Consider the following 21,460-nt stretch of genomic DNA (forward strand, 5'->3'; position numbering starts at 1 on the left):
AGCTGACCCCGTCGACTGGCCTTTGGAGCCTTCGAGGACGGCCCGCTCGTGGAGCTCGATCTCCATGTTCGTCTGGCCGGACACGACGATCGACATGGTCGCGCGTCGACCTGCACCGTGCCGCTGCCCGAGAGGGATTGATGCCGCTGCCGTACCGCGGCGACGCTATCCCAGGGGATCTTGACGCGTCGACGAAGGAGCCAGGTCGCAGGCGGATGCCGTCATCATCGACCAGCGCACCGAGGAGGGCGTTGGCTTCGGTGACGGTCGGGGTGTGGTGGTAGCGGACGGCCTCGGCGAGGGCGGCGCGTGCTCGGCGGTGAGGACGTCCCGCCAGGCGGTGACGGTCCAGGCGTGCGGCGGGACGCGGCGCAGCGCCATCGGCCCGCCGAGGTGGGATGCGCGGCGTCGTGGTCGAGCCCGATGCCGCTCCCCCGTCCCCGCGGCCGTTCGGATCGGCATCACAGTGACGCGATCCGAACCCCAGAAACGCAGCAGCGTTCGCCGGCGCGGCTGAGCTATGCCTCGCCAAGCACCTGAGACGCGCCCGAACGTTTTCGACGGCGGCCCGCAGTAGTGGCATCGTGCTGCCGCTCGCCGACCGCAGGCCGAGCCGGAGTTCCCGACGCGCGGTATCCCACGGCATCCCGATTCGGCTGCGTGTTGAGTGACGTCGGCTGCGTAACGCGGTGCTCGCGCCGAGCGCTGTTTCGGTAGAGAACGAGAGGATGGGGAGTCGTCTTGGTGCAGTTGCTGGCGAATGGTCGATACCGGCTGCACGAGGTACTGGGGCGTGGCGGCATGGCCACCGTGTGGCGGGCCGACGATCTGCACCTGCAACGCCCGGTCGCGGTCAAGGTGCTCAGCGCGGCCGTGCTCGCCGTGCCCGGCATGCGGGAGCGCCTGGGGCGAGAGGCGCGGATCCTGGCGCGGCTGACGCACCCCAACATCGTCGCCGTGCACGACTTCGACGTCGAGTCGGACACCGCCTACCTGGTGCTGGAACTGGTCGAGGGCCCGAGCCTGGCAACCCTGCTACGGCAGGGCGCCCTGCCCGTCGTGGAGCAGGCAGTCGGCATCGCGATCCAGGTGTGCGATGCACTGACCGCCGCCCACGCCGCAGGGATCCAGCACCGGGACATCAAGCCGGCCAACATCATCGTTGCGCCCGACGGCGTCGCGAAGGTCTGCGACTTCGGCATCGCCCGGTCGGACGCGTCAACGGTGAACGACCCCACCGCGAACTCCGGAACGAGCGAGTACGTCGCGCCGGAACGGGCCGTCGGCGACGCTGGCGACGCCCGCGCAGATCTGTATGCGCTGGGCTGCGTTCTGTACGCGATGCTGAGCGGTGGCCCGCCGTTCACCGGCCGCACGCCGGTCGCGGTGCTGCGGCAACACTTGCACGAGGTGCCCGTGCCGCTGGCCGAACTGCGCGCCGACGTGCCACCCGAACTGGACCGGCTGGTGCTCGATCTCCTCGCCAAGGACCCGACCCGCCGGCCCCCGAGCGCCGAAGCGGTGCGCAACCGCCTCACCGCGCTGGTTCCGCAGGCGCCAGCCACCATGCCCGCCATCGACCTGGGCAACGTCCCCGCCATCGAGGCGCCGGCAACGGCAGTCGAGACGACCACCCGGATCCCCGCTGCTCACCGAGCCGTCCCGACCTGGCCGGGCCTGCGCTGGGCACTAGTAGCCTTCGCGTTGCTGGTGCTGCTGGGTGGGATCCTGGCCGTGCTGCCGACGTTGGGCGGCTCGCCGGCCACACCGTCGGTCCAGGCCGACAGCAGCACCGCGGCCGACGCGGGCGCCGCGGACGATCCATCGGCGACCGCCGCGTCGCCGTCGGCCGACTCGCCGTCGCCGGACGCGAGCGCGCCACCCACCACCCCGGCCCCCACGGCCACGCCTGGGCGCCCGGCCACGCTCGCCGACCAGTACAACAACCTCCAAGCGGTGATTGCGCAGCAGGTCGACGCCGGCCAGCTCGACCCGAAAGCCGGGGCCGAACTGCGTGACAGCCTGGAGGAGGTGGCCCGCCGGCTGGGCAAGGGGCAGACCGACGTAACAGGTCGCGTGAACAGGGTGCGTCAGAGTCTGGCCGGGCTGGTACGCAACGGCAAGCTCACCAGCGGCGGTTACCAGGAGGTGTCAGCGGCGCTGGACCGGTTCGCCAGCTCGCTGCCGCGCACACAAGACGCCTGACATCGCCACCACGCAGCCCGCGCTCGGGCTGGTGTTTGCGGGATCATTGCTGAGACGAGACGTCGATTCGATCCGGAGCTCCGCGAAGGCGCGGTGCGGATCGCCGACCCGACCGGGTGGCGCGCGCACCGGGTCGAAAGGTCCCGCGGCCGAGACCTCGGACCACGAGGCATCGGGTCGGGCGAGAGTAGACCCTCAGCTGCGGCATCGCGCTGCACCACCCTGGGGGTCCGACATCGAGGTCACCTACCTGACCGCGTCCGACGTCCTCGCCACCAGCCGGCTCACCGGCGAGGCCATCCCAGCCGCGAACGCCGGGCGGCTGTTCCGGGTCATGGCCGCCCGCCGTTCCGACCAACCGGTCCCCGCCGAAGTCCTCGACGGCCTACGCCCAACTGCACCTACCCCCCCGCCGGCGATCTGGTCGATGTCACTGTCGCCGCTGGCCGGGCGGCAAAGGTGGAACTGACCGACCCCGCATACCGGGGCGACCTGCGCGACAATCCCTACTTGCGCCGCGCGTACTCGGCGATCTCGCCGAAGTCCAGGGCCACGCACTCCTCGTCGCCGACCACCTCGGCGTCGTGGCCGGGCAGGATCGCCGCCACCTCGCCCGGCGTGAGCTCCTGCTCGCTGCCGTCGTCCATGTGGATGCGCAGGCGCCCCTGGAGCACGTACATCAGATGCGAAAACTCACAGGACTCCGTGCCCGCGATGGGTTTGACGTTGTCCGACCAGCGCCAGCCCGGTTCGAAGTGCCCACACTCCACCGTCTTGCCGGCCACGGTCACCATGTCGGCGTACCCCTTGCCCTCGAAGGGCCGCGTCTCGTCCGGCTTGTCGAAGGTCTTTACCTCGACTCTCACGACAACCACCCCCTGGTTACCATCGAGTCCCTCTTTCGGACCGTAACGCCTAGTCACGCAGTGGTGTCAAGTCTTCGTCACCGACCCACTGCGGATCGTGTCCGCGCGGGCCGGGGACAGGCCGCTCAACCGGGCTGCGCGTCTCTGGGGCGACCCCGCCAGGGCGCAGGTCAGGGCCGCCTTCTGGGGAGGGGCAGAGCGCCCGGGCCGCGTCAACGTCGCCGCCGGTGCCGCCGATCAAGGGGAAGCTGCCCTGATTTGATCTCCATTCGGGTCACCCGCGAGCAGACCCGTCAGGTCCTCACCCGCCAGACCGCCAACCAGCCCGCCCCGGGCACCGCCGTGGTCACCGGCAAGGGCCTGTCCGGCCAGGACACCGAACAGTTCTTCACCGACCTGGACCTCACTCAGTTCGGCCGGTTTTGGACGGCGGCCGGGAGCGGCCGGATCACCCGACCCGTGACGGGTGGGCCGAGAGCCGTCCGGTCGCCGGTGCGCAGCGGGCCGCCGACGGCGACGACGCAGTGCGCCGACCGGCTGCCGCGGCGTCGCCACGACAGCGTCGAGCTGCACGGCCTGTCGGGCGATTCGTATCCGCAGTGCTCGAGGAAGGCGTGCATCGAGTTCAGCTGCGGTGGCGCCCGGCCGGTTCGGGCCGGGGGACCGGGTTGGCCTGGAGGAGTCGGGCCAGTCGCGGGGCGATGGCGCGGGCCTCCAGGTGCAGGCGGGCCACGTTCATGCCCGCGTCGCCGACTACCGCCAGTAAGGCCGATTCTCCCACGGCGTACACCGTGAAATAACCGCCGTCGCTGTGGATGGTCGACTCGCGGTAGAGGCCCTGGTGCAGGGTCACGCTGGTCTGGCGGCCCACGCCGACCGTGGCGGCGGCCAGCGCGGCCAGCTTGTAAGGCTCCGGGCCGACCATCGGGTCGAACAGGAGCAGCAGGCCGTCCACGGCCGCGACGACGCAGCCCACGGCGCCGGTCACCTGTTCACGCAGGGCCGTCAGTTCCTGCAGCATCTCGGCGACCCCGTTGTCCTGCACGACCGCGGCGGCATCCTCCGTCACGCCAACCTCCGCAACCCGGCCAGGACCCGGTCGAGGGTCTGGATGTCCATCTCAAAGGTCTCGCCGGCGAACTGGGCCAGCCACGCGGGAACCGCCGTCTCGCCCGGGGCTGAGGCCGGGGCGTCCCGGCGGTCCGCGGGTCGCTGCGGCGGAGGCTGGGCGCCGGCCGCCTTGTTCGAGGTGCGGTGCGGCAGGCCCGGCGGCTCGGGCAGGGCCGGCAGCGGCTCGGGCAGGGCCGGCAGGGTCGCGGTGTCCAGCAGCGTCCGGAGCTCCCAGCGGGCCAGCGCCAGGTTGGCGCTGCGCCGGTCCAGCAGGAGGTGCACGACCTGGGTATCGCCCTGCGCCGCGGCGATGCGCAGCACGTGGAACCAGGCCGGGCTGGTGATCACCAGGTCGTCCAGCACCTCCGCGCCGTCGTTCAGCCGGACCATCCGCGCCGCCACGCCGACCAGTTGGCTGATGGCGCCGGCGACGTCGGCGCCGATCGGCTGGGCGGCCGTCTCCGACCACACCACCGCCTCGGTCGCCAGCGACACGACGGTGACGGACCGCGCTCCCTGGATCCGCATCACCGAACGTAGCGCGGCATGTTCGTCTGACACGCTCCGCATTCCTCCGGGCTCAGCCGTTCGCGCGCCTGGCCGTCGCCCGCTCAGGCCACCCCGACGTCGAGCCTCTTCATGACCAGTCGCGCCTGGGCGAACAGCATGCCGATGTTCACCGTGCGGCGGCAGACCACGACGGCCACGATCTCCGAGTTGGTCGCGCTGCGCATGAACAGGTGCACGAGATTCTGGCTGTTCACCAGGATCTCCTGGAAGTAGTGGCTGGTCGAGGTGATACCGCGGCGCCGGTTGAAGACGTCCTCGATCATGACCACGTTGCGTCCCTGGAAGATGTCGAACGTCGCCGCCGCCAGCAGGTCCAGGACCTCGGTCGGGTGGGTGTCGACGGTGTCGACGGCGAGCAGCATCCCGGTCGACATGTCAACGATCCCCGCGGCCAGGCATTCGGGAACCGAGCCCCGGAAGTCCTTGACCGCGTCCGTGACCACGTGGCTCATGCTTCTTTCGGACATAGCGCTCCCTCACACCGGACCCGATCGTCCAACTTCGATCATCAACAGGCGCGCGGCCCGGCCCCCCGATGCCGGCCGAAAGCGCGCCGATCGGCCCGACGCCGCACCGATCATGGGCTGGAGCGTTGCACGCTGCTCGCCGAACGCCCACACGGCAATGGCGATACTGTCCGATCGTCGGACGACGAGTGATCCGAAGGCCAGACTCTGCGGCAACCCGGCCGATGCACATATGGGACGGATCATCACCGGAAGGCATCAGCTACGCGGTCCGGCATATCGCCGCCGACGGTGGGATCTCACACTACCCTGCGCCACCGTCCGACTCCAGCATGTTTGGAAAGTTAGCCGCCAGATCGAGGAAGTCGCGAACTTCTCAAAGGGCCAGGCGCTGCCCTCCGAGCGCGTGCTCGTCACGCTGCACGCGGTCAGCCTCATGACCATGCGGTGGGCGATCGCCGTGCTCCGCGAGGCTGATGGGTCGGAAGCCGACGCCGAGCCATGTACCGGCCGCGATGCTGACGCTGCAGCAGTTCCGCCGTGGAGGAACTGCAGATCTGCACTGATGCCGGTGATGTTCTTGATCCGACGCAGTACGGCCGGCGTCCGCTTGGCGAGGCGCCCGTAAATGCCTTGTCCATCTTCAACGGGTAGTCCGTCCGCGACGAAGGACGCGACGCTGACGACGAGACGGATTTGGCCCACCTCGGGACCGGCGGCGTCCTGATTGTCGGGGCGAGAGCGGCGGTTACAGCGTCCTCTACGTCATCGGTGTGTGGACGTGGGGGTGTTGGGTGGGCGTCAATCCGCCGGAGCCTGCTCAATGCGTTGCCACGGCGCTCGGCGACGGCAGTCTTGATGCGGGTAGATGGCTTCTTCCGCGGATTCCGCGAAGGCATGCCTGGCCGCGCCGATCGCCGTGTGGCCGGCGCCGGCCCCGAGTTTCTGGAGTGTCAAGCGTGACGAGCAGTCACCCTGAGTCTGCCCAGCCCGCCGTTCTGACTGAGGAGCGGCTCGCGCACCCGAACCCGTACACGTGCGCGGCATGCTCGGACCGGGCGACGCTGCGGCTCAGCCCGGCCGGCGGCGGGCAGCTCACCGTGTGCCGGCCGCCCGCCGCCTACTGCCCCAGTCAACCGTCACACCGCCGTCACGCCCGGCTGGCAGCCCAGCAGCCCGCTCGCGATGCTGACCGAGACGCGTATCGGGGTGCCGCCGCCCACCGGGCCGGGCACCGTTGCGCCCGGTAGCGCAGCCAGCGTTGACGTCATGGCCAAACGGCGACTGATCGGTCTGGCCCAGCCCGTTCGTAGGCGGCCTCGTGAGCGACGAGTCGCTGAGTTGGCTGAGAAGCCCGGGCGGAAGTGTCGAGCCTGTGACGTACTCCACGCTGTCGCCGGCGACTGCGTACCGATCGGACCGGCGCGGAACGGGGGTTTGACACGCGCTAGCTATGACGCATAGCTTTAAAGTTATGAAGCGTAGCTTGAGGCGTGGGGACAGCGGCCATGCCTAGAGCCGGGCTCACCCAAAGCCGAGTCGTCGACGCCGCCGTTGCGCTCGTCGACGAGCGCGGACTCGCAGCGCTGACCCTTGCCGCGGTCGCCGAGCGCTGCGGCGTCGCGGCCCCGTCCCTCTACAAGCACGTGAGCAACGTCGCTGATCTGCGCGCTCTGGTCGGCATACGCGTGATGGAGGAGATGACGGACCGTTTCGCGACCGCGGTCCTGGGCCGCAGCGGCGCGGACGCCGTGGCGACGCTCATGCGCGCCTATCGCGCCTACGTCACCGCGCACCCCACCCGCTACGCGGCGATGCCGGCCGACCCGCTGCACCAGCCCGAATATGCCGCCTCCGGGCGTCGCATGCTGGAGATCATGCAGGCCGTACTGCGCCCCTGGCAGCTCGGCGAATCCGAACTGATCCACACGATCCGGACCGCCAGGGTGATCGTCCACGGCTTCGCGTCGCTGGAGGGGGCGGGTGGCTTCGGCCTGCCACAGGACCTCGACGACACCTACGAACGCCTGATCCGGATGTTCCTTGCTACCCTTCCCCCGCTGTAGGAGTCTGCCGTGCCCCTCACTCGCACCCGACTCGCCGCCGCCGCTCTGGCCGTGGCCGGTGTCCTGTTCTTGCTCTACCCGGCGCTGCGCCCATGGGCAGACGAGTCCACAGCGGACGGCGCCTTGCACTCGATGTCCTCGCCGTGGTGGGTGGCGACCCACCTCTTCGCGATGATCGGGTTCATCCTCGTCCCGCTGGCGCTGCTGTCGGTGCACCGGACCGCCGGCGTCATCATGTGGATCGGCGCGGGACTGACCCTGCCCTACTACGGCGCGGAGGACTTCGCGCTGAACACGATTGCCACGAAGGTGGCGGACGGGCAGCGGTTGGACCTGCTCAACCTCGCCGAGAGTATCCGTTACCACCCGGCGGCGATCACCACATTCCTCATCGGGCTGATCCTGCTGGGCATCGGCGCCGTCACAGCCGCCATTGCGATCTGGCGGTCCGGCGCACTACCTCGGTTCAGCGGGACGCTCTTCGGCGCCGGCTTCGCGCTGTTCATCCCACAGTTCTTCGTCGGCGAGGCGGGCCGGATCGCGCACGGCGTACTCATGGCGGCCGGATGTGCGTGGCTCGCCGTGTCGATGTGGCGGACTCCCTCCCGCTCCGCTTGATCGCTCGCACGATTCCCATCGCGTTGCGCAGAGGTCAGCGCCACGACCCCGAACGCCCGGACGGCAACCGTCCCGAAGTAGCGATCCCAAGGGGACCGGCCGCTTGCGGTCGGCGCGGTGGCGGGTGCGGTCGAGCAGCCAGACGCCCGCTGCCCGGTTGGCAGAACCGGCAGCAGCCCCACCAGACTGACGAAACGATCTCTCGCCCCCTGCCATCGCACGTTGGCCAGCGCCCTGGGGACATCCCGAATTCCCGCGTCGACCAACATCGGCCCCAAGGGCCCGGCAACCGGGTGGGCGGCCCTGCCCGCGCAGCCGATCATCAAGGCAGTTCCCGGCCCAGCGATATCGCCGGCCGTCCGGCTGACAGCTCCGCGTCGCCGAGCCCGGGAGAGCGGCGCTCCGTCCGCCGCCTGGGCAGCCGGCTGTCCGACGCGGGAAATGAGGGTTGTTCGCCCCTCACCCACGCACTCGCGCCTCGGTAGCGTGGTTCACCATGACGACGGTCTGGAGGTGTGCCCGCACGGCGACGGCACACTATTACGTCGCTCAGACATTCCCAAGCCGGCATCACGCGGGATGTCGGCGGTGAACGTCGCGCCGTGCCCGGGCTCGCTCGATACCGTGAGGTCGCCGCCGGGCGCCCGGGCGATCTGCCGGGCGATCGCCAGTCCCAGACCGGACGATCGGCCGCCCGCTCGGGGTGTCGACGATCTCCGCCTGGATCTGCTCCTGACGCAGGCACTGGAGCTGGGTCTCGGCGCTCTGTCGCAGCCGCTGCCGCTCGGGGTCGGTGAGCCGGTACGGGCCGACCGCGCGCGGGTCGATCCGCCCGCCGGCGGTCCGGTTGATGCCCGAGTCGAGGTACAGCGGGTCGACGGTCGTGCTCGGCACGGCGGACCCGGTCGGCGCCTCGGGGGTCGAGCCGCTGATCGGCGTGCGGTCCGGCGTGGTCAGCGTGATCCGGCGTCCGGTGAGGTCGGCCAGCCGCCGGACAGTGGCACCGACGCCGTCCCAGCTCGGGTGCGTCGCCGCGTAGCCGATGAGCGCGTCGTACACGTCGGTGTCGGCGCCGAGCGGCCGGCTCTGCTCCTGGGCGACGGCGCGTGTGGTGAGCTGGACCGTCAGCCAGGCCGTGGCCGCGATGGCGCAGACCGCGATCAGCACCGACGTGGCGAGCAGCCGGGTGAGCAGGCTGCGGCGCGGCGTCACGCGAGAGCTGAGTGTCATCGCCCCTCGACCAGCTTGTACCCCATCCCGTACACGTTGAGCAGCCGGACCGGGCGGCGCGGGTTCGGCTCGATCTTGCGGCGCAGGTTCATCACATGCGTGTCCACGGCCCGCTCCGTCGAGTCGCGGTCGCCGATCTGCTGCAGCAGCTGCGCGCGGGTGAAGACCCGGCCGGGGTGGCGGGCCAGGGCGGCCAGGATGGCGAACTCGGCCGGCGTGCAGTCGACCGGCTCGCCCGCGACGGCGACCGTGTGCCGCTCGGGGTCGACGGTGACCGCCCCGACCCGGATGCCCGCGGCCGCCGCCTGCCCCACCCGGTCCATCCGCCGCAGCAGAGTCCGCACCCGGGCCAGCAGCTCCCCCGGGCTGTACGGCTTGGTCAGGTAGTCGTCGGCGCCGCGTTCGAGGCCGAGCGGCAGGTCGTCCTCGCCGGTCCGGGCGGTCAGCATGAGCACTGGCACGGGGGAAGCGTCCTCCCGCAGGATCCGGCACACGTCGAGCCCGTCGAGCTACCTCGTGCACCCCGAGGTGCACCGGCCGAGCGCCGTTGGTCGCCTTGGATGCGACTTCTATCCTGACGGCGACCGTGACGGCAGGCCCGGCTGACGACCACTCACCTGTGCGGGCACCCATCACTTTCCGAAGTCGTCAAGCGCATCTCGGTCGCAGAGCCGAACTCTGCCTGCACCGCCGTACGCCGCACCCGATTCCCTACGCCATCCAGGGAGGGAGCTGCACCAACATCGCTGACGTCGACACAGCCCTCAGTAATGGGACAGCCAAGCGCTATCGATAATCCGCCAATTCATCCCTCACTACCGCTATGGACCACATCACGAGATCCACCGGAACCCGATTCCCCAGCAAGTCGATCGACAACTCGCCGGTTGGAGGCTTGTGATAATGCATCAGCTCCCCTCCGGTCTGAGGCGTCAAATCCCACACCTCAGCCATCCACCCATCAGATTCCCTGTCGCTTAGCACAGTGATCTCAATAAGGGCATCGCCGTACTGGTGAACCGTCATGATCTAACTCTCCCTGAAGGAGTGGAGCACCCAGTCACCGACACCACCGCGTTGCCGGAACTGCACACCCTTGTCGGGTATAAGAAATTCCATCACGTTGTCGCCGGCCCTGTTGACGTAGCTTTGAGTTGCCGTCTTCGGATGCGTAAGAATGTCCTCTAGAGTGTCTTGTCCGACACTCTTCCAACCGGTCGGATTTCGCTTTCCGGTAGGAACATCCCACTGGCCGGTATTCGTCTCCCGATTCCTATGCTTCTGCTGCTCGGATCCTGCACGAGTGAGGCCATTCTTGTCAGGCGCCTTGCCTGCTGCTGCAAGGTCGTCAAGTGACGGCCCGCAATTGTGTACGAGCACCGGTACGTTGCCGGCGATCACATAGTATGTGTAGATGTCGGCGACGGTGAGGTCGTACATGTCCCGTGCGCCGAGGTAGTTGCGAACCCCGACGATCTCGGACGATGCTCCCGCGCTCCCGTACTGAGCCGCTCCCGGCCGCAGGTCACCGGCGCTGACCCACGCCTGCTGTTCGCTGTCCCAGAACGGGTGGTTCTGCGACGTCCGGATCGCGGCGACGGTGCCGTTCGGGGCTTTGACCGTCAAGTCGGTCAGGGCGTTGTCACGGTTCACTTTGACCGCGAGCACCGTGCGTGGCGACGTCTTGCCCGTTCTTGGATCGGTGGCCTGAACGGTGTCGCCGACCTTCACGTCCTTGATGGGCTCCTGGCTGCCGTCGGCCATCTTGACGGGGCGGTACGGACCGTACGCGCCGCGCTCGTCGTCTTCGTCAGCGGCCAGGTGGAAGTAGTCGAACGCGCCGGCGAACTGGCTCAGCGCGCCTTCGACCTCGCGGGACTGGTCGGTGTCCTCGACCCTCACGAAGTAGACCCCGCCGGAGCTGGTGGCGATGTCGCGGTCGATCGTGGCCACGTAGATGCCGCCGATGTGCACGAACCCGGTGGGCGACGGCGCAAACCTGGTGACCTGGGCGGCCTCGGGCAGCTGGCGCGGCGGGTACTGCTGTTCCCAGTGCCCGGGCTCGGGCAGATCAGCGGGGAACAGAGCGTCGATGACCGCGCGGTCCAGCATCGGTGGTCAGTCTCACTTCCAGGGTCGAACCTGACAACGGATCGTTTCGGGCAAGCTGGCTCAGGCTTGCCATTGCGGCGGCCCGCCACGCGCTTCTCGCAGATCAGACGAGCACACAGGCGCGATGGTGGCGATGTCGGCAGCTACGGCACGGCAGAGCATATTGTCGCTGGCTACCCCTGCGCTTGCATTTGTGCCGAGGCGTCGACGAGGGCGATCCAATTCGCCTCGATGAACACCTTCAACGCCGCGGGCTTCAGGTCGACGCCGATCGAGCCGTCCGTGTCAAGTAACGATCACGATCTCTTGACCTCCACTCGCATGCCCGTTGACCTGCGGCGGATGGTCCCTAGGCGTCCGTACGCGTCCGGATGCGTTCGCACCGATTGACGCGCGGTTTGACGCGCACGGTTGCTGTGACGGCGAGCCGTAGTTGTCGCTTTCAGCGATGGTTGTCATCGCGGGCGGTGCGTCGCGCAGGCGGTTCCGGGGCGATCTAGAGCGGGTGGCGCGGGGCAGCCGTGGTCACCCACCGGTTGGTAACATCCCGTTCCGTGCGGACGAGAATCGCGCTGTCGATAGTTGTGGTCGTCACTGTCCTGGCTATCGTCGGGGTGGGCTACGTCGCCGTGCTCGGGGTCACGGTCGCGCCGACCCGGAGCCGCCTGATCGGCCACTGGCAGAGCAACGGCAATGGCACAACGGTCGACCTAAATGCGGACGGCAGCTTCACCGTCACGGCCTTCGACGCCTGCGTCGGCAAGGTCTACACCGCGATCGACGACCCGGCCCGAACCGAATTGAATGCCTCGGATTTCCCCCCGCAACGCCTGGTCGACGTAATGAGCGGCGCCGGTCGATGGCAGATCATGTCCCGTATGGATGGCGACGTGAACGGGTACGACCTGGGCATGAACTTCACGTCGCCTTCGTCGTTCCGCCTGGAGTTCGCCCTAGCGGACATGGCGTGGCAGTTCCGTCCCACCAGGATGGGGTTGTCCCACGGCGTCGACCCCGAAGGCGACACCGGCCCGTCCGGCTGTTCGTTCGCACCGGCCAACTGATCAGCGCAGCAGCCGGAATCTGCGGAGCAGGGCGATACTGGGTTTGAACCAGTGACCTCTTCCGTGTCAATGCCATGGCGTCGGGCCTGACGTGCCGGAATCCGTTGCCGCATAAGGGTTTCAGTCGCGCTGGCGTTCATCGGCGTGCGTGGTTGTTCACCGCCGTGACCCCCTGAATTACCCCCAAGGGCACGGAGGGGCAGCGATCCCCTTCTGTTCCGCGCCATCCCTTCATGTCCCGGCCCGGCCGGTTCGGGGCACTTGCGATCAAGGTGTCCCTGACTTGACCTTGCCAAAGTACAGCTCAGAAGCCGTTGAGGGACAGTGGGGACGCATTCCGCCGGCCGTCGTGGCCAGCGAGCCAGCGGTTACGGCCTGCCGCGATGCCTGCTGCTCTGCTCGACGTGCAGAGCAGCATGCTCTACAGGCACGGCCCCGGTCGACGCCGTGACGGCACACCGACTGCACCGGGCGCGTACTGCGGTCGTCGCCGAGACGCTGCGCTGGTACACGCGCCAGTTCAACGTGACGCACCGCGCGGCGTAAGGCCGGCGCGGTCGCTGTCGTGGTGGACCAGCCCGCGCGCGGGCACCCCGTCGGCGGTGGCGACAAGGACCAGGTTCATGGGCCGAGCGGCTACCCGCGGCCCAGGCCTGTAAACAACCGGTACGCGCCTCAGCTGCAGCCGTCGAAGGGGCTGCGGATCTCCTTCCCCTGCTGCTGGTCGCGGAGGATGAACACGATGGGGCACTGAGTACCGGCGTCGATCGAGATCCTCGGCGTGGTTTCGCCTGGCGCCAGCGTTCCGGAGCCGGGTTCGAACACGGCGCCCGGAGGATCGCTGATGCCCTTCCAGTGCAGGGTGACCGTGGATGTCGGCGCATTGGTCGCCGTGAGCGTGCATTGCAGCTGCAAGACGACTGACATGGATTTGCGCAACCCGCATGTCCGGTGCTCGGAGTGGTCGAAGATGTCCGTGCGGAGGCGCACGAACAGGCCGAAGCCGGCAGCCGCCAACAGGTTGAGCGACAGCAGGGCCGCGCCCAGCCCGCGGAGCACGGACCGCCGCGCCCGGCGCAAGGCCACGAACACGTACACGGCGCCGAACAGCGCGAGCATCGGCACGACGATTCGAGCCGCTGCGAACAGGCGGTTGGCACTTTGCACATCCGCGGTGGTGGGCTCGGCGACCCGGCCGAACCGGAAGAAGATCAGCAGCGTCAGCGCGGCGGCGATCGGCGCCAGGACGGCGCTGATTACGCCGACCATGGCCAACGGCGGCGGACCGGCAGCGGTAGGCGGTGCAGCAAATTCCTCGCCGTCAAATTCCTCGTCGTCGGGCGGTGCTGACACGTGCTGGTCAGACTCCATGGCGTATCTCTCCCGGTACGCAAGCCTGGACGCGTGCCCTGAGGATAGGGCGGGCCAGCAAGCCGCCGGGGTCAGGCGGAGCCGTGAGCGCCGGCCCATGAGCCGCATCCGCGCGCAGTACCACGACCCCACCAGCGAGCGGCACGGCATCCCCACCTACTGGTGAGGTGGTTGGCCAATCGAGCCACGGTGCTGAGTTCCGCGTCGCTCGGGCAGGTGTACTCGTGTCTGACCCGGATCCGTGGATAGCGGCGGCGTGATTGACGCATATCGCTGATGGGCGATGGGTGATGCGGTGTTTCTGCCGGTGGGTATGGTTGTGGCCCGGTGGCGCCGGGTTCGCTGGTCTCGGTGGGGTGTTCGGGCCGGTCGGGCCTGGTGGTCAGGTCCAGATCGGTAGTCGGCGCAGTCGGGGCAGAACTTCGGTGAGACCTTGTTGGTCTGGGGGTAGTCGCAGGGTGAGCTGCCCGGCGTGGCGGACCAGCCGGGCCGGGACCGTCAGCAGCCGATGCCGCAGGGTGCCCAGATGGGCCCGGCCGCGTCCGTCACCGCCGTCCAGACCGGCCAGTTCCTGCAGCCAGGCGGACAGGTTCACGGCCAGCAGCGCACCCCACATCCACACCGTGTTCGCTGCCCGGCTGGCTGAGGGCAGGTGCCGCAGCGCGGCGCCGTGCTTGGCGTCGCGGATGCGGTCTTCGATGTCGGTGCGCATCCGGTGCCACGCCTCGACCGCGACCGCCCTGGCTGGGGTGGACACGTCCAGGTTGGTGGCGATGAACGAGTACGCGTACACGTGGCCGACGAGGCCGTCCAGAGCCAGGGCGAGTTGGTCCTTGGGGATGGTGCGCCGGCGACGGGCCCGTGGATCGGTCGAGACGTCGGCGGCGCGGACCTTGACCCGCCGCACCACGCACGTGGTGCCCGGTGGCCACCCGGCCGGCGCGTAGTCGCAGACGGCAACCTGGGCACCCTTCATCCGCTTTGCCGTGTGCCACGCCGTGTCCGGGACCGCGGCGGCGGCCCGCCAGACCGCCGGGTTGCGGGTCACCCCCAGGGAGAAGTCGCAACCAGCCGCCACTGCGGCGGCCGCGATGTCCTTGGCGAAGTAGCCCACATCGCCGCGCACCTTCGGCCGCACGCTGACCCCGGCCACGCGCAGGGTGGCCACGCTGCGTTCGATCAGCGACCCCGCCCCCGGGCGCGGGTCCTCGTCCCCTGCGAGCAGGTCCGCCGCGGTGACCAGGCCGGCCTCCGCCCACGTGGCCACGTGCGGACGCCCGGCCCGGGCACCCTTGTAGCTGTAGGCGATCCCTTCCTTCTTGGCCCCGTAGCACTCCACATCGGTGCCGTCCAGGTCGATGGTGGCCCCACCCGTACGCAGCACCGCGCGCCGTCTGGCCGGCAGCAGTCCCACCACCCGGCCCACGATCTCCCCGATGCCTTCCTCTACCCCGGCCACCTGGGCCGGGCCGAACCGGTCAGCAAGCTGCACCGCGGTGGTCGAGGCCGGTGTGGCCACCGCCGACAGCGCCTCCCCGGCCGGATCGGCACGGCGGCGGTCCAGCCCGGTCCAGAACTGCGCACCGCACATCTGCGCCTGCGCCACCGCGACCAGGAATTGCCCCGCGGACAGGCCCCGGTCCCGCTGCTTGATCGCACCGACTGCGTCGTCCAACGCGGCGGTCACGCCCAACCGGCCGACCAACTCGGCCACCGCGACCACACCCGACACCGGCGTCAACGACGCGTCCGGTGCGCCGACACGCACCCGACCTGCCAAACCAGGTATCCTCTGCACCGAACGGGTGTCCTTCTCACAGCGACGGATTGGTCCCTAGACAAGTCCAATCATCCCTGCTGACAAGGCATCCGTTCATCTATGCCACGCCGTGTTGTATCCCTATCCACGGATCCGGGTCTGAACCGGACGGTCCGCCGGGCGATGACGCGCAACGTGGTCGCGTGCAACGTCGTAGACCTGTGCGAGCTTCCGACCGGGCGGCCGGGTCGACCGCGAAGTCCCTCACGATCGAGGAGGCTGCGGCGCTGCTCAAGGCGGCCGAGGACACCGTTCTACGCATACCTGGTGCTGTCGCTGCTCACTGGGCTGCGCACTGAGGAGGTGCGGGCGCTGCGCTGGGATCACGTGGACCTTGACGCCGGACGCTGACCCGGCGGCACCTCCGTCCGCGTCGGTGTGGCGGTCGGTGCGCGAGCACGGCGACACTAAGACCAAGAAGTCGCGGCGCACGCTCGCCCTGCCCGCGCTGTGCGTCTACGTGCTCAAGCAGCACAAGGTGTGGCAGGACGAGGCCCGACAGCGCGCGGGCTACAAGGGGAAAGACCTCGGGCTGGTGTTCACGTCGATGCTCGGAACAGCGCTCGATGCCGCCAACGTGCGCGATGGTTGCGCCGGGTGGCGAGGGCGGCCGGGCTCGACCCGAACCAGTGGACACCCCGAGAGCTGCGGCACAGCTTCGTCTCGACCTCGGCCCTCGGGCTGCCCCTGGAGCAGATCGCCGATCTTGTCGGTCAGACTGGCACGCGGGTCACTGAGGCGGTCTACTGGCACCAGCTACGGCCGGTGTTGCTGAGCGGCGCCGAAGTCATGAACCGGATGTTCAGCTTGCCCGGTGGGCCGACTTCTGCGCCGTAGACCCCCTGAACGACTCAAGGGCCGTTGCCGATGGCCGGAAACGGCCCTTGAGCTGTGGTGGGCGATACTGGGTTTGAACCAGTGACCTCTTCCCTGTCAACGCCGTGATGGCCGCGCCTCACGTGCCGAAATCCGTTGTGACGCAAGGGTTCTAGGTCGGCGAGCGTTCGCCGGTCTACGTGGCTGTTCGCACCCGTGCCCGTTACCTTTTTGATCGTCCCCAGCCGGGGACTGCTCGGTCGCTCGGTCCGGTATGACTATGTGCCCCTGTCGTTCGCATGATCCGGGGGGTGTTGTCGCCGGGCCGGGTGGCGTCGGCGGACCGCTGATAGGGACCCGGCCACCCCGCGCGCGGGGTAGGTCTCCTCGTAACGTGGCTGCCGGCAGTCCGACGCTCTGACCAGCGGCCGAGCCACGGTAGCAGTGGGAAGGGCGAGACGTGCACGACGAGTTCGGCGTGTTCCTGGGACTGGACGTCGGCAAGGAAGGACACCACGCGGTCGGCCTGAACCGTGACGGTAAGCGGCTGCACGACGCAGCGCTGCCCAACACCGAGGCTGGCCTGCGGAAACTGTTCGACAAACTGGGCCGGCACGGCCGGATCCTGGCCGTGGTCGACCAGCCCGCCTCGATCGGCGCCCTGCCCGTTGCCGTCGCCCGCGCATGTGGGCACCAGGTCGGCTACCTGCCCGGCCTGGTCATGCGTCGGCTCGCCGACCTGCACCCGGGCACGGCGAAGACCGACGCCCGCGACGCCTACGTGATCGCCGACGCCGCCCGCACCCTGCCGCACACCCTGCGCCGGGTCGACACCGGCGACGAGACCCTGGCCGAACTGGAGGTCCTGGTCGGCTACGACGACGACCTCGCCAGCGAGGTCACCCGCATCAGCAACCGGATCCGCGGCCTGCTCACCCAGATCCACCCACCCCTGGAACGGGTCCTGGGCCCGAAACTGCAGCACCCCGCTGTCCTCGAGCTGCTGTCGCGGTGCGGCGGCCCGGCCGGGATCCGCCAGGCCAGCCGGGCGAAACTCGCCGAGATCGTCACGAAGCGCGCCCCACGAATGGGCGCCCGCCTGGTCGAGCAGGTCCACGCCGCGCTCGACGCGCAGACCGTCGTCGTGCCCGGCACCGCGGCGGCCGAGACCGTCCTGCCCCGACTCGCCGACAGCCTGCGGGACCTGCTGCGCCAACGCGAACAGGTCGCCGAACAGGTCGAGGGGATGCTCGATGCGCACCTAGCGGGAGTTTCCCCCTTTTCATGATCGACAGGCTGTGAGTGCGGGGTTGGGCTGGACTTTCGATCCAGGATCTTGTATTACCCATAAATGCCGTCGATCGTGGGGAAGCGCCGCGGGAACCAGACCTACTACTACCTGGTCGAGTCCGCCCGCGTGGACGGCAAGCCCCGGATCGTCTCGCAGCAGTACCTGGGTAGCGCCGAGGAAGTGACGGCCAAGCTGGCCGGGGGTTCGGGCGTGGAGCCGGTGCGCAGCCAGCATAAACGGTTCGGTGATGTGGCGGCGGTGTGGTCCATCCTGGACGATCTGGACGTGGTTGGGCTCGTGGATGATGTCGTGCCACGCCATGCCCACGCGGGCGCGTCGGTGGGCACCTACCTGGCCCTGGCCACCCTCAACCGGGTGGTCGACCCGTGTTCGAAGCGGGCCTTCGCCGACTGGTGGGCCACCACCGCCGCGCCGCGGTGGGTGAAGCTGGACGCCCAGGCGCTGGACCACCGCCGGTTCTGGGACGCGATGGACCTGCTCGGCGCGGATGACCTGCGCACCATCGAGACGTCAATCTACGGTGGCATGATCGACCGGTCCGGGCTCGACCTGGCCAGCGTCGCCCTGGACATGACCAACTTCGCCACCTACATCGATTCCACGAACGATCGGGCGCCGATCGCGCAGCGTGGCAAGGCCAAACAGAAACGCACCGATCTGCGGCTGGTCGGCCTCGCGTTGGTCGTCACCCGCGACGGCGGCATCCCGATCGTCTCGCACGCCTACCCCGGCGACCGGCCCGACGTCACCCAGTTCTCCACCGTGCTGGACGAGCTGGTCGCCCGCTACCGGATGCTGGTCCAGGGCGTGGAGTCGCTGACCGTGGTCTACGACGCCGGGCAGAACTCCCACCACAACCATGCGCAGGTCGAGGCTGCCGGGATCGGATTCGTCGGGTCGCTGCCGCCCAGTGACCACCCCGACCTGCTGGACATCCCACGCAGCCGCTACGAGGCCGTCGATGCCGACCGGTTCGCCGACCTGACCGCGGTCGACACCACGGTCACCGCGCTCGGCGTGACCCGCCGCGCCGTGCTCACCCACTCGCCGGCGCTGCACGCCGGTCAGTCCCGCGGCCTGGACCAGACCCTGGCCAAAGCCCGCACGAAGCTGGCCGAGTTGCAGGCCCGGCTGCACCGCGGCAACACCCGCCGCCCCCGCAGCAAGGTCGAGGCCGACATCGCCGCGATCCTCAAGCCCCGCTGGGTCGACCAGATCATCAACGTCACCCTCACCGGCGAGGAACCGGCCACCTTCCGGCTGTCCTGGCGCACCAACACCCGCGCCCGCGCCAAGCTGGAAGACCGCCTGTTCGGCAAGCGCATCCTATTCACCAACCGCGACACCTGGCCCGTCGCCGACGTGATCGCTGCCTACCGCTCCCAGTCCGACGCCGAATTCGGGTTCCGGCAGTTGAAGGACCCGCAGGTCGTGTCGTTCAGCCCCATGCACCACTGGACCGACCAGAAGATCCGCGTGCACATGTTCACCTGCGTCTTCGCCCTGGCCGTGGCGCACCTCATGCGCCGCACCGCCGCCCATGCCGGCCTGCACCTGTCCGTTCGCGAGCTGCTGGAACACCTCGAAGGCATCGGCGAGACCGTGCTGCTGCACCACGACGGCGGCAAAGGCCGACCCCGCGCCCAGCGCCTGCTCACCGACATGAACGACACCCAACATCGCCTGTTCGACCTGTTCGGACTCCAGCGCTACGCCCCAACCCGCTGACCAGCACCGACACCCGGCTTGGGTAATACATCCGAGCCCTCACCAAACAGACTTCTACCAGCACAAACACAAGAGTCGATCATGAAAAGGGGGAAACTCCCGCTAGAGACTCTGCGCCACCTCCGCGCCCGGCTCACATCATCCACGGACCGGTCCCGGCAGCTCGGGACGCTTTCCCTGTGGACGACACAAGGGTGGAGGTCGAAGCGCCCCGTGTACGCCGTCGAGGACCCCGCCCTCGTCGAGGGACTCGGCGCCGAGGTGCCGGTATGGCTGCCCGGCGGCGAGGTCGGCCAGTTCGAGGCCCTGCTGGAGCCGCTGCGGATGACACGGCTGAGGACCGACGCGACGACCGTAGTCGACCCAGCGCGGGCCGTCCGCGATGAGGCTACGACCGCGCTTTTCGCCGCGGTGGTAGCGCGGCTGCAGGAGGACCTCGCGCGCAACGACGCCCCGACGGCGGGGATGCTCACCGTGGGCTGGGACCTGCTCGGGGGCTTCGCGGTGCACATCGACGCAGGCCTGCGGGTCCGCGTCGACGGGTTGAAGAGCCGAGGGCCCGTCGAGATCGAGGTGGCGGCCAAGGTAGATGTCGGGGCGTGCGTGCTGTATCTGCGCGACGACCGGGTGCTGCGCCAGGTCGACGGCGGTGGCCGGGCGGTGGCCGGCCTTTTTGCCGGCGCGGACCGGCGGCACCTCGCGCAGGCGTGGCTGGCCGCCTGCGTCGCCGCCGACGACGGCCCCGCCGCGCTACCCATCCGCCTCGCCGCGATCGAGGCAGCCGAGGAACGCGCCCGGCAGGAGCAGGCGATGGCAGAGCGCGCCGCCGACCTGGGACGGGACATCGCTGGTCGGCTCCAGGAGCGGTCGCGGCACCCCGCGAACCGCCCAGCGGCGCCCGGAGCACCGCCCGTGGGCCCGCAGCCGGCCGGTCCCGCTGGCCCACCCCCGTCCCCACCGCGGGTCCTCGTCGATCCGTCCACGCTCGTCGTCCTCAACCCGGACGGTCGTGCTGGCAGCAGACCGGGCGAAACCCCGACGATGGGCGCACCGCGCCGCCCCGCGGGGACCCTGCCCCGCCCCAATCGGGCGTTGCCGTCGCCAGCGAACCGAACCGGCCTGCCGGTCTTTACCGCGCTGGACCGGGAGTCGGTGGGCCTGGCGCTGGCGCGCAAGGTGCTGGCCGGTGACGAGCGGGAGATCGCCGACCTCCGCGCCCAACGCGGGGTCGGCGCCGATGCGGTCGACTCGCTCGAGCGCTTCTTCGAGCTGAAGGTCCACGCCGGTAACGAACCCGACGTCATCCGCCTGGAGGAGTCGCAGGTCCGCCGGGCGCTGAGCACGCCCGACTTCTTCCTGGTCGTTGTGTCCAACATCGAGGGCGCCGACGCCCGGCCCAAGGTCCGCATCATCGTGGACCCAGTACGCCAGCTCCCCGTGGTCAGCTCCGGCGCGGTAACGCTTAGCGGCGTCCGAAGTGCCGAGCACAGCCTTGTGTATGACCTCGGCCCCGCACCCGTCAACATGGAGCGCTAGCAGCATCGCCAAGTTCGACTAGCGTGGACATGACGGGAGTGCCGACCAAGCTCGCAGTTTAGGTCGGCCTAACCTCGTGGAGGGGTGTTGGGCCGAGGTCCGACACGCACTATTACCCAACGCCCTGACCTGCCGTCGGCATGGTTGGTGGTTCCGCGTGGTGACTGACGACATGTTCGCGCGGCTGGGGGACAGGGCCGCACCATGGGCGCCGTGATCCTAGCGGCCGGATCGCGGCATGGCCGCGCACGTGATCACGCGCCAAGAGGCTCGCATCGAGTGGCGATAGGACGGTCCGATCTACCGGCGTACGACGTTCGCCTGGTCGAGTCGCCACTGCGCAGCTTCGCGATGCTGAGGACCGAATAGCGGCCGCCAGTATGGGTCAGTTATCGCGTACTCGATCGTCAACTCGGGACGTCCGGCACGCACCAAGCGTTGCGCCTCGACGTGCACGCTGCCGTTCAGGATCGAGGTCCCCGCCGGCGTCGGCCCATACGGCATCGAGGTGTCAAACCGTGGCGTACAGCGATTCAACGAGGGCGGTTTGACCGGGCTGCGTCTCAAGCT

The 21,460-nt window shown here is 69.3% G+C and carries 17 protein-coding genes and 2 pseudogenes; 8 read left to right on the top strand and 11 right to left on the bottom strand.

The features are described 5' to 3' along the window. Positions 1-744: 744 nt before the first annotated feature. Positions 745-2,205, top strand: coding sequence for a protein kinase domain-containing protein (locus ACQPY0_RS47415; RefSeq protein WP_432995679.1), 1,461 nt, complete (start codon positions 745-747; stop codon positions 2,203-2,205). Positions 2,206-2,711: 506 nt separating this feature from the next. Here ACQPY0_RS47415 and ACQPY0_RS47420 read toward each other — a convergent pair. The 5 genes from ACQPY0_RS47420 to ACQPY0_RS47440 all read right to left on the bottom strand — a co-directional run bounded on the left by ACQPY0_RS47420 (position 2,712) and on the right by ACQPY0_RS47440 (position 6,489). Next, positions 2,712-3,071, bottom strand: a complete 360-nt coding sequence (locus ACQPY0_RS47420) for a cupin domain-containing protein (protein WP_432976577.1) — start codon at positions 3,069-3,071, stop codon at positions 2,712-2,714. Between the two features lie 625 nt (positions 3,072-3,696). Next, positions 3,697-4,140 (bottom strand): roadblock/LC7 domain-containing protein, encoded by a 444-nt coding sequence (locus ACQPY0_RS47425; RefSeq protein WP_432976580.1) that lies wholly within the window; start codon positions 4,138-4,140, stop codon positions 3,697-3,699. Beyond that, entirely contained in the window at positions 4,137-4,742 is a 606-nt protein-coding gene (locus ACQPY0_RS47430) for a hypothetical protein (RefSeq protein ID WP_432976583.1), read from the bottom strand. Before ACQPY0_RS47430 ends, ACQPY0_RS47425 begins: the two co-directional genes overlap by 4 nt. A 50-nt stretch (positions 4,743-4,792) precedes the next feature. Continuing rightward, positions 4,793-5,218: a hypothetical protein gene (locus ACQPY0_RS47435; protein ID WP_432976586.1), complete on the bottom strand. Its 426-nt coding sequence runs from the start codon at positions 5,216-5,218 to the stop codon at positions 4,793-4,795. 1,139 nt (positions 5,219-6,357) lie between these two features. Next, positions 6,358-6,489, bottom strand: coding sequence for a hypothetical protein (locus tag ACQPY0_RS47440; protein WP_432976589.1), 132 nt, complete (start codon positions 6,487-6,489; stop codon positions 6,358-6,360). A gap of 237 nt (positions 6,490-6,726) precedes the next feature. Between ACQPY0_RS47440 and ACQPY0_RS47445 the strand changes: the two genes are divergently transcribed. Beyond that, entirely contained in the window at positions 6,727-7,284 is a 558-nt protein-coding gene (locus ACQPY0_RS47445; protein ID WP_432976592.1) for a TetR/AcrR family transcriptional regulator, read from the top strand. Positions 7,285-7,293: 9 nt separating this feature from the next. Continuing rightward, positions 7,294-7,902, top strand: a complete 609-nt coding sequence (locus ACQPY0_RS47450) for a hypothetical protein (protein WP_432976595.1) — start codon at positions 7,294-7,296, stop codon at positions 7,900-7,902. A gap of 491 nt (positions 7,903-8,393) precedes the next feature. On the opposite strand, the gene ACQPY0_RS47455 is transcribed toward ACQPY0_RS47450, so the two are convergent. From ACQPY0_RS47455 to ACQPY0_RS47470, 4 genes are all read right to left on the bottom strand, one after another. Beyond that, positions 8,394-8,579 (bottom strand): ATP-binding protein, encoded by a 186-nt coding sequence (locus ACQPY0_RS47455; protein ID WP_432995681.1) that lies wholly within the window; start codon positions 8,577-8,579, stop codon positions 8,394-8,396. A gap of 549 nt (positions 8,580-9,128) precedes the next feature. Further along, positions 9,129-9,593 carry a winged helix-turn-helix domain-containing protein gene (locus ACQPY0_RS47460; protein WP_432976598.1) on the bottom strand — a complete coding sequence of 155 codons (465 nt, stop codon included), beginning with the start codon at positions 9,591-9,593 and terminating at the stop codon, positions 9,129-9,131. Between the two features lie 325 nt (positions 9,594-9,918). Beyond that, complete coding sequence (locus ACQPY0_RS47465) at positions 9,919-10,158, bottom strand: hypothetical protein (RefSeq protein ID WP_432976601.1); 240 nt, start codon at positions 10,156-10,158, stop codon at positions 9,919-9,921. A 3-nt stretch (positions 10,159-10,161) separates the two neighbouring features. Beyond that, positions 10,162-11,244 carry a polymorphic toxin-type HINT domain-containing protein gene (locus tag ACQPY0_RS47470; protein ID WP_432976604.1) on the bottom strand — a complete coding sequence of 361 codons (1,083 nt, stop codon included), beginning with the start codon at positions 11,242-11,244 and terminating at the stop codon, positions 10,162-10,164. A gap of 554 nt (positions 11,245-11,798) precedes the next feature. On the opposite strand from ACQPY0_RS47470, the gene ACQPY0_RS47475 reads away from it, so the two are divergent. Next, positions 11,799-12,308 carry a hypothetical protein gene (locus tag ACQPY0_RS47475; protein ID WP_432976607.1) on the top strand — a complete coding sequence of 170 codons (510 nt, stop codon included), beginning with the start codon at positions 11,799-11,801 and terminating at the stop codon, positions 12,306-12,308. 675 nt (positions 12,309-12,983) lie between these two features. On the opposite strand, the gene ACQPY0_RS47480 is transcribed toward ACQPY0_RS47475, so the two are convergent. Both ACQPY0_RS47480 and ACQPY0_RS47485 read right to left on the bottom strand, forming a co-directional pair. Beyond that, positions 12,984-13,679 carry a hypothetical protein gene (locus tag ACQPY0_RS47480; RefSeq protein ID WP_432976610.1) on the bottom strand — a complete coding sequence of 232 codons (696 nt, stop codon included), beginning with the start codon at positions 13,677-13,679 and terminating at the stop codon, positions 12,984-12,986. 382 nt (positions 13,680-14,061) lie between these two features. Next, the gene (locus ACQPY0_RS47485; RefSeq protein ID WP_432976613.1) at positions 14,062-15,459 is read right to left on the bottom strand and encodes an IS1380 family transposase; all 1,398 of its coding nucleotides are present in this window, start codon (positions 15,457-15,459) and stop codon (positions 14,062-14,064) included. Between the two features lie 138 nt (positions 15,460-15,597). Between ACQPY0_RS47485 and ACQPY0_RS47490 the strand changes: the two are divergent. From ACQPY0_RS47490 to ACQPY0_RS47505, 4 genes and pseudogenes are all read left to right on the top strand, one after another. Next, positions 15,598-16,335, top strand: a pseudogene (locus tag ACQPY0_RS47490) (site-specific integrase); the annotation flags it as partial. A 439-nt stretch (positions 16,336-16,774) separates the two neighbouring features. After that, a pseudogene (locus ACQPY0_RS47495) lies at positions 16,775-17,575 on the top strand (IS110 family transposase); the annotation flags it as partial. 90 nt (positions 17,576-17,665) lie between these two features. Continuing rightward, positions 17,666-19,354, top strand: a complete 1,689-nt coding sequence (locus ACQPY0_RS47500) for an IS1634 family transposase (RefSeq protein WP_432976616.1) — start codon at positions 17,666-17,668, stop codon at positions 19,352-19,354. A gap of 213 nt (positions 19,355-19,567) precedes the next feature. Then, positions 19,568-20,890 (top strand): hypothetical protein, encoded by a 1,323-nt coding sequence (locus ACQPY0_RS47505; protein ID WP_432976619.1) that lies wholly within the window; start codon positions 19,568-19,570, stop codon positions 20,888-20,890. The last annotated feature ends 570 nt before the right edge of the window (positions 20,891-21,460 follow it).

It is taken from the genome of Dactylosporangium sp. CA-233914, from assembly GCF_050942935.1.
Classification (GTDB): Bacteria; Actinomycetota; Actinomycetes; order Mycobacteriales; family Micromonosporaceae; genus Dactylosporangium.